This window comes from Janibacter sp. CFPM2_SD2 (assembly GCF_057364645.1).
In genome coordinates this window covers 1-8,291 of sequence record NZ_JBNFOF010000147.1, presented here as the reverse complement: position 1 = coordinate 8,291, position 8,291 = coordinate 1, and the positions used below count along the sequence as shown (strand labels likewise).

10 protein-coding genes are annotated in these 8,291 nt (G+C 73.0%); 3 read left to right on the top strand and 7 right to left on the bottom strand.

Annotated elements, in window-relative coordinates:
* From AC2W7J_RS13140 to AC2W7J_RS13115, 6 genes are all read right to left on the bottom strand, one after another.
* Positions 1 to 1,336 (bottom strand): transglutaminase family protein (locus AC2W7J_RS13140; protein ID WP_485982916.1); only part of this gene is annotated, 1,336 nt, incomplete at its 3' end.
* A 40-nt stretch (positions 1,337 to 1,376) separates the two neighbouring features.
* Positions 1,377 to 1,733 carry a hypothetical protein gene (locus tag AC2W7J_RS13135; RefSeq protein ID WP_485982915.1) on the bottom strand — a complete coding sequence of 119 codons (357 nt, stop codon included), beginning with the start codon at positions 1,731 to 1,733 and terminating at the stop codon, positions 1,377 to 1,379.
* 397 nt (positions 1,734 to 2,130) lie between these two features.
* Complete coding sequence (locus AC2W7J_RS13130) at positions 2,131 to 2,910, bottom strand: hypothetical protein (RefSeq protein ID WP_255185026.1); 780 nt, start codon at positions 2,908 to 2,910, stop codon at positions 2,131 to 2,133.
* Positions 2,907 to 3,521, bottom strand: coding sequence for a hypothetical protein (locus AC2W7J_RS13125; RefSeq protein WP_485982914.1), 615 nt, complete (start codon positions 3,519 to 3,521; stop codon positions 2,907 to 2,909). Before AC2W7J_RS13125 ends, AC2W7J_RS13130 begins: the two co-directional genes overlap by 4 nt.
* Positions 3,522 to 3,624: 103 nt before the next feature.
* Entirely contained in the window at positions 3,625 to 4,359 is a 735-nt protein-coding gene (locus AC2W7J_RS13120; protein WP_427801817.1) for a hypothetical protein, read from the bottom strand.
* Entirely contained in the window at positions 4,356 to 4,970 is a 615-nt protein-coding gene (locus tag AC2W7J_RS13115) for a hypothetical protein (protein WP_485982913.1), read from the bottom strand. The genes AC2W7J_RS13120 and AC2W7J_RS13115 overlap by 4 nt, the downstream gene beginning before the upstream one ends.
* Before the next feature lie 208 nt (positions 4,971 to 5,178).
* Here AC2W7J_RS13115 and AC2W7J_RS13110 point away from each other — a divergent pair, with 208 nt between their 5' ends.
* On the top strand, positions 5,179 to 5,775 hold the full coding sequence (locus tag AC2W7J_RS13110) for a hypothetical protein (protein ID WP_485982912.1): 597 nt from the start codon (positions 5,179 to 5,181) through the stop codon (positions 5,773 to 5,775).
* Positions 5,745 to 6,008, top strand: a complete 264-nt coding sequence (locus AC2W7J_RS13105; RefSeq protein WP_485982910.1) for a hypothetical protein — start codon at positions 5,745 to 5,747, stop codon at positions 6,006 to 6,008. The genes AC2W7J_RS13110 and AC2W7J_RS13105 overlap by 31 nt, the downstream gene beginning before the upstream one ends.
* A 36-nt stretch (positions 6,009 to 6,044) precedes the next feature.
* On the opposite strand, the gene AC2W7J_RS13100 is transcribed toward AC2W7J_RS13105, so the two are convergent.
* Complete coding sequence (locus tag AC2W7J_RS13100) at positions 6,045 to 6,707, bottom strand: 4a-hydroxytetrahydrobiopterin dehydratase (protein ID WP_485982908.1); 663 nt, start codon at positions 6,705 to 6,707, stop codon at positions 6,045 to 6,047.
* 62 nt (positions 6,708 to 6,769) lie between these two features.
* Here AC2W7J_RS13100 and AC2W7J_RS13095 point away from each other — a divergent pair, with 62 nt between their 5' ends.
* On the top strand, positions 6,770 to 8,227 hold the full coding sequence (locus AC2W7J_RS13095) for an HAD-IB family hydrolase (RefSeq protein ID WP_485982906.1): 1,458 nt from the start codon (positions 6,770 to 6,772) through the stop codon (positions 8,225 to 8,227).
* Positions 8,228 to 8,291: the final 64 nt, after the last annotated feature.

The window sequence follows — 8,291 nt, the reverse complement described above, 5'->3', positions numbered from 1 at the left end:
CGGCGAGCCGGACTCCGCGCGCGGCTCGCCCCCAGGGGTCGTCGAAGCAGCTCCTGCGCGCGCCCACAAGCGGCTCGCCGTCGGTGCGCTCGCTCAGGCCGATCTGCCAGCGGGGGAGCGGTTCTCCGGGGTACCACTTGCCCTGGCCGTGGTGGCGCAGGGTGCCGGGGCCGGAGAGGCGCCGGGCGAGGGCCATGGCGAGCTCGCGCTTCTCCTCCCCGTCGGCGGCGGTGTGCCACTGCGGGTCCTTGGTCCCGCCGGCCGCGACGAAGGTCGGCTCGCCACCCATCGTCAGGCGCACGTCGCCCTCGACGAGCAGCCGGTCGACAGCCTCGCCGAGCTCGGTGATCCGGTCCCACTGCTCCTGGCTCACCGGCTTGGTGACGCGCGGGTCCTCGGCAAACCGGGTCACCGTGTTGCTGAAGTCGAAGCTCACCTGCGTGGGGGCGGTCGCGCCGCTGATCGGTGCGGCGGAGGCCGGGTGCGGGGTGCACGACAGCGGGATGTGCCCCTCGCCGCAGAGCAGGCCGGAGGTCGCGTCGAGGCCGATCCAGCCGGCGCCGGGGACGTAGACCTCGGCCCAGGCGTGCAGGTCGGTGAAGTCCTGCGCCGGGCCGTTGAGGCTGTCGTCGCCGACGGCGCTGAGGTCGGCGGTCAGCTGCACGAGATAGCCGGAGACGAAGCGGGCGGCGAGGCCGAGCTGCCGCAGCGCGGAGACGAGCAGCCAGGCAGAGTCGCGGCAGGAGCCGATGCCCCGCTCGAGGGTGTGCTGCGGGGTCTGCACGCCGGCCTCGAGCCGCACCGTGTAGTCGACGCTCTCGCGCACGGCGCGGTTGAGGCCGACGATGAAGTCGACGATCGGGGTGCCCTCGCCGACCTGCGCGTCGCGCGGCCCGGTGAGCAGTCCGGGCAGCACCTGCTCGAGCCACGCGCTCACCTCGGGGGCCGGGCCGCTGCCCTCCGCGCCGTCGTCGACGGGCCGCAGATAGGGCGCGAGGTCCTCGCGCAGCTGCTCCGGGTAGGCGAAGGGGAAGGTCGCGGCCCAGTCCTCGACGAAGAAGTCGAAGGGGTTGATGACCGTCATGTCGGCGGTGAGGTCGACGGTGATCTCGAGGCGGGAGACCTTGTCGGGGAAGACGACCCGGGCCAGCCAGTTGCCGAAGGGGTCCTGCTGCCAGTTGAGGAAGTGCTCGGGAGGGTCGACGCGCAGCGAGTAGCTCGGGATCGGCGTGCGCGAGTGCGGCGCCGGCCGCAGCCGGATCGTGTGCGGGTAGACGTGGACGGGCTCGGCGAAGTCGTAGGCCGTGCGGTGCTCGAGGGCCACTCGGATGGTCACCCGCACCACTCTAGGCACGCCGAGGGTGCCTGGGCGGGGACTACCGGGCGAGCCTCGAGATGATGTCCTCCGCGTGGCGCTCGAGGGTGGTCATGTCGCTCGCCTCGTCCGTGCTCGTCTGGGTGAGCGTGATGAGGCTGTGCCCGACGCGCACGACGAGGTAGTCGGCGTAGATGCGCGTCTGCCGCCCGCCGATCTCCCCGAAGGTCGTGATCCGCACCGCGAAGGTCTGGTCGCCGAGCGTCGCGGTGGTCCGCGGCTCGGCGAGCAGCCGCAGGTCGATCGGCCCGGCCTCGTCCCGCCCGGTGAGCGAGAAGGAGTCGCACCCGGCGAGGGCGGCCCCGGCCTGGTCGAGGAGGGTCGCGCCGACCGGGCGCGAGTGCGACTCGATCCGCACGTTGTGCGCCTGGAGCCCGGTGCCCTTGCCCTGGGTCCACCCGCGGTGACCGCGACGGTCCGCGACCGCTTGAGGTTGGTGGCGTACCAGCCGAGGCGCAGCACGTCGATGCAGGGCTTCGGGTCGGTCTTGCGGTACTGCGCGCTCGGCTCGGGCCCGGGCTTCGCGCTGCGCGGCAGCCCGGCGAGGGCGGCCTCGGCCTGGGCCTCGTCGACCTGTCGGCCGGCTCGCTCTAGGCTGCGGGTCGGTCGTCGGCGCGAGGTGACCGGCTCGGGCGTGGGCACCGGCGTCGGGGCGGTGGCCGAGGGCGAGGAGGCGAAGGGGAGGTCCCCGCACCCCGTGAGGAGCACGAGCGAGGTGGCCAGGCAGGTGAGACCGCGCGCCACCCGGCGCCCGGTCACGGCTCGAGCCCGTCGACGGCCGCGCGGGCGGCGGACTCGGTGACCTCGGTGTCGGGGGTGGTGCCGTAGGCACCGTTGGCGACCGAGACGGTGTTGTGCCCGACCTTGACGACGACGTAGTCCATCGACAGCGTCTCGAAGGTCTGCCGGGCGGTGAGGCGGTAGGCGATGGTCCGGTCGCCGAGCGTGGGGAAGGTCAGCGGCGTCGCCTCGTAGGTCGTCCAGTTGCCCGTGTCGGTCTGCTTCACCTCGAAGCTCGAGCAGTCGCTGACCCGCGCCCCGGCCTCGTCGAAGAGGCCCGTCGGGTAGGGGTCGCCGAAGGAGTAGAGCCACATCCCCAGGTGGCGGCGCGTCCCGGGAGGAGCGGGGTTGTCGGCGCGGCGGAAGTTGGCCTGCACCCGCGCCTTCTCCGTCCGACGCACCTCGTCCCAGCCGGGACCCTTCTGGATCAGGGCGGCGCAGCTCGAGGGCTCGACCTCGTCGGCCTGCGTCTCGAAGATCGTCGCGACCTCGTCGTCGACCCAGCCCGACCCGAGGTCACCGGCCGACGGCAGGGCGGCGCGCAGACCCCCTTCGTCCATGACCCGTCCGGCGCCGGTGAGGGTCCCGGGGTCCTCGTCCACCGATGACGCGGTCGACGCCGGAGAGGAGGACGGTGACTCGCTGCTCGACACGGTGACCGTCTCGGTCGCCGTGCTGCCGACACCGGGGACCAGGCCGCACCCGGGCAGGAGCGCCACGGCGGCGGCGAGGGCCAGCCCCCGGGCCCGGGTCACAGCGCCTCGAGCTCGGCGACCGTGGCGCCCACGAGCTGCTCGACGGCCTCGCTGCGATAGGTCGAGGCCTCGCCGGCGCTCTGCACGACGTGGACCCGGTTGTTGCCGAGGGAGGCGCTCGCGACCTGCACGACGCCCCCGCCGAAGGGATCGCCCTCGGTGGTGTTCTGCACCCGGATGGACCACGTGCGGTCGCCGGCGGGCTGGAGCGAGACGGGGTCGAGCTTCCAGTCGGACGTGCCGTAGCGGTCGATGATCTTGAAGGTCGAGCACCGGCTCAGGGCCTGGCCGGCGTCGTCGAAGAGTGCCTCGGGCACCGGCTCGTCGTAGCTGGTGACCTTGACCGACAGGACACCGCGGCCGTTCTCGCCGACATAGGACTTCTCCGCGCTCGCGACCTTGTGCTCCTCGAGGTCGTCGGCCGTCGTGCCCTGCAGGCGCACGTCGTCGCAGACCGCGGGATAGGTCGTCGAGTCGGGGTCGGGTCCCTCGGACTCCGAGGTGTCGAGGGTGAATCCCGAGGGCGGCTGGTCGTCCGCCGGCAGCACCGACCGCAGCTGCTCCTCGGTGAGCTGGCCGCGCCCGACGGCCTCGGTCGTCGTCGAGCTCACGGGGGTGTCGCGGCGAGGGTCGGCACGCACCCTGCGGTCAGGGCCAGGGCGGCGATGCCCACGACGGCCGGGGTCGTGGCGGCCCGGCGGGGCGCGCGGACGCTCACTTCAGGTCCTCGAGGACGCCCTGGGCATAGGTCTCGAGGATCTCCTCGTTGTTGGCGCGGAATCCGGTGAGCATGCGCACGTTGACGAGGTTGTGGCCGCTGCGCACCCACAGGTAGTCGATGGCCAGGTCGCTGTCGCGGTTGCCGATGCGCACGGCGAAGCTGCGGTCGCCGAGGGCCGGCGTCGTGATGTGCGTCGCCGACCACGTGCCCTTGCTGTCGCCCGGCGCGGTCGCGGAGGTGAAGTCCGAGCACGTGGCCAGGGCGGCGCCGGCCTCGTCGAAGAAGCGCGTGGGGAAGGCCTCGTCGTAGGTCCACAGCGCGATCGAGATGCTCGGCGGCGGCGTCCCGCCGGCCTTGCGGGTGTAGCGCACGCCGGCGCCCTCGCTGCGGTGCTCCTCGCGCCAGTCGCGGACGTCCTGCGCGTCGAGGTAGACCGCGAGGCACTCCGTCGGGTCGGCGACCCGCTTGCTGTGGACGTTGGCGTCGAAGCCTCCGGGGTCCTTGACGAAGCCCTTGGGCGCCTCGTCGGTCGACGGCAGCGCGGCCTTGATCTGCTGCGGGGTGAGCTCCTGCTGCTCCGGCGCGTCGGCGGTCTCTGCCCCCCGGGTGCTCGTGACGGTCACCGTCGTCGGCTCGCTCGGCGGCGGGGCGTCGTCACCCCCGCACGCGGCCAGGCTGAGGGCCGTGATCACGGCGAGGGCGAAGGGGGCGGCGCGGCGCGTCGTCATGTGGCCTTCTTCAGGTCGTCGAGGACGCCCTGCGCGTACCTCGTCATCAGCTTGCCGTCGTAGCTCTTCGCGCGGCTGAGCGCCAGGACGGTGATGACATTGTGCCCGCTGCGCACGTAGAGCCGGTCGACGGCGTGGTCGTACTCCCGGCTGCGGATCCGCACCCCGAAGGTGCGGTCGCCGAGCTGCGGCACGGTGATCGCCGTCGCCGCGTCCTTGCTCTCGCCGACGCTGCGTGACTGGGTGTAGGACGCGCAGCTGGTGACCTCCTCGCCCGCGTCGTCGAAGAGCGAGAGCGGATAGGGCTCGTCGAAGGACTGGACGTAGGTCGCGATGATCCCCCCGCCGTCGGGCTGGTTCTGGCTGAAGCGCGCCTGCTCACGGACCGTGCGGTGGTCGTCGGTGAAGGTCCGGGCCTCGGGGCTGTCGAAGAGGATGCTCGCGCACCCGGGCGGGTCGTAGGTCGACTCGTGGTTGCCGAAGGTCGAGGTGTCGATGTGCCACGTCTTGTCCGGCATGTCGGCGAGGCTCGGCAGGGCCTTGCGGGCCGTCGCCTTGTCGATCTCCTGCTGCTCCGGCAGGTCGAGCGCCTCGCCGACCTCGGTGGTCACGGTCACCGGTGGCCGGGGGTCGGGGGCGGGGTCGACTCGTCGCCGCACCCGGCGAGAGGCAGGGTGGCCGCGACGGCGAGGGCGGCCGCGAGACGACGGTGGTGTGTGGCGAGCATCGCCGTCAGCATCCCACGCCGGGCCCGCTCCGGCGCGCCCGGCGTGGGCCGCGGACCGTATCCTCGGGGCGAGACGACCCCGGGAGGGACCAGTGGAGCAGATCTCCAGGCGCACGCTGCTCGCCGCGATCGGCGCGGTCGGCACGACCGCCGTCGCCGGCTGCTCGGACGACTCCGAGCCCGTCGACATCGCCTCGACGTACCGCGTCGGCGGGGACGGTGGCTCGGGGAGCGACTCCGGGAGTGGCTCCGGCTCCCCCTCCGACAGCGCGAGCCCCACCGACTCCGCCCTCCAGACGGTGCAGCTCGACCCCCCGGACACCCTGCGCGGCCGCTGGGCGGCCATCGCGGCGGTGTGGACGGCGGCCGAGGTCTCCGACGACGGGTCCGGTCCCCGCGCCACGAACGGCGACTGGGAGTACTCGATGGAGCTCGGCGAGTGGGCGCACCTGCTGCGCTACAGCGATGGTCGGGCGCTCCTCGTCGGCCAGTCCAACCCCGACCTGATCCGCTCCGTCGCCGACGAGAAGAAGATGCGCAAGGCGCTCACCGCGGGGCCCCGAGGTGGTGGAACGACTTCGACGAGCTGCTGCCGAGCAATGCCTCGGTCGGCTTCGTCCTTGGGTGGGACCGCAAGCGCTGGCAGCGGGTCTCGGGCGTGCCCAGCGAGGGCGGCTTCGACAAGATGACCTTCTACCCCCGCGACGACGACACGACGATCGAGTGGCTGCTCCTGTGGGGGCAGGAGGGCGAGAGCGACCACTCCAGCGCGCTGCGCTCCGCCGCCTCGGCCGTCATCAAGGCGGGCACCCGGGTCAACATGTCGCAGCTGCAGCGGCTCGGCCCCGGCATGCAGGCCGACCAGCTCAAGGACGCCGTCGCGGCCGCGAAGGCCTTCGAGGGCAAGGGCCGCCGCCGCTGAGCCGAGCCCGCTCGCGGAGGCGGGGACCCCCCTTCGTCAGGCGTGCGGCTGCCAGGTGCAGACGCAGGCGAGGTTGCCGTCGGCGTCCGCCAGCACCCACCACGACGGGGCGTACTCGTCCGTGACGAGCCGGCCGCCGGCCGCGACGACCGAGTCGACGCGGGCCCGTGCCTCGTCGTGGGGGACGTAGACGTCGATGTGCAGCCGCCCCCGGTCGTCGCGAGGCTCGCTCGTCTGGAACCAGATGGTCGGCATCTGGCCGTCGGGCGAAGGGAGCGTGTCCGGGTCCCCCTTCGCCGGCTCGTGGCCGGTCAGGGCGGTCCAGAAGGGCCGGATCCGGTCCGCGTCGGCCGTGTCGATGCCGACGGTCAGCGAGGCGCCGACCTCGGGCTGCGGGCTCGCACCGCGGTCGGAGGCGATCCGGCTGATCTCGCCGGCGAGCGAGATGTCGCGGTCGGTGATGCCGCCGGCGTCGTGGCTGACGAGCGCCAGCCCGACCCAGCCCCACCGCAGGTCGATGTCGGGGTGGTGGTCCGCCTCCTCGGCGACCTTGGCGATCTCGTTGACGAGGGCGAGGGACTCCTCGAAGCCCTTGGTGCGCAGGCGGGTTCGCAACATGCCGTTGACCTCGCGCCAGTCGCGTGGCGCCCGGTCGGCGACCTGGGAGCTGGTCAGGGTCTGCAGGGCGTCGTCGCTCATGTGACCCACGTTAGGCCCTCGAGGTGTTCCCGGCAGGCCCCCGCGTGGATAGCCTCGCGAGCATGACGGCCGCCGCATTCTTCGACCTCGACCGCACCCTGCTGCCCAAGGCCTCCGGCCCGGCGCTGTCGGCCGCCATGCGCGACACCGGAGTGGTCTCCGCACGGATGCCGGGGGAGGCACTGCTCTTCGGCTACTTCAACCTTCTCGGTGAGTCCCTCGGCTCGATCGCGCTCGCCCGCCAGGCGGTGCTCGTGGCCAAGGGCAAGCCCGCCGACGCCTTCGACGAGGCGGCCCAGCTGGCCGCCGACGTCCTCGAGCCGATGGTCGGACCCTTCGCCCGCATGCTCATCGAGGAGCACCACGAGGCCGGGCGCCTCGTCGTGCTCGCCACGACCACCCCCGAGCACCTCGTCCTGCCCCTCGCGGAGCGCCTCGGCATCGACTACGTCATCGCCACGCGATACGAGGTCGGCGACGACGGCTGCTTCACCGGGCGCAACGACGGGCACTTCGTGTGGTCGATGGGCAAGATCGCGGCGGTGCGCGACTTCGCCGAGGAGGAGGGCATCGACCTCGACGCGTCCTTCGCCTACTCCGACTCGATCTACGACGCGCCGCTGCTGCGGGCCGTCGGCAACCCCGGTGCGGTCAACCCCGACCCGCGGCTGCACGCCCTGGCCGTCGCCGCCCGCTGGCCGGTGCTGCACTTCGACACCTCGCCCGGGGTGATGAAGCTGCCGGTCATCGGCATGGAGCTGCAGCGCGCCATCGCCCTGCTCTCGCGGCCCGAGGTCTTCCCGTACGCGAAGTTCACCGTCCGCGGCGCGGAGAACATCCCGGCCGACGGGCCGGCGATCCTCGTGGGCAACCACCGCTCCTACTTCGATCTCGTCGCGATGGCGGTCGCCTTCCGCCGCACCCCGCGCTCGGCGCGCTTCCTGGGCAAGAAGGAGCTCTTCGACGTGCCCGGTCTGGGGACGATCTTCCGTGCCGGCGGCGGCATCAGCGTCGACCGTCGGCAGGACGACCCCGACAGCCCCGACGCCTTCGCCTCGGCCGTGCGGGCCCTCCGCGGCGGCGAGCTCGTCGCGATGATGCCCGAGGGGACGATCCCGCGGGGCATCCACTTCTTCGAGCCGGGCATGCGCGGCTTCCCGGGCGCCGCCCGCCTGGCCCACCTCACCGAGGTGCCGGTCATCCCCTTCGCCATCACGGGGACCGAGAAGGTCTGGCCGCGCAGCTCCAAGGTGCCGCGGATGCTCACCAACCCGCTGACCCGGCCCGAGGTGACGGTGACCTTCGGCGAGCCGGTCGACCTGAAGTACCGGTCGGTGCCGCGCGACATGGAGCGGGTCTTCGAGGCGATCACCGCGATGCTGCCCGACGACGTCCGCGAGCCGGCCCGGCCGACCCTCGCCGAGATGGCCCTGACCTATCCCGACGGCGTCGTGCCCGACGAGGACCGCTGGTACGCCGTCGACGGTGGCACCGACTCGCACGTCGAGTACGGCGAGTAGGGCCCGGTCCGGCCGGCGTCGCGCCCGGCCAGCGCCCGGCTCGAGCTGCTGCTCGTGCGCGACG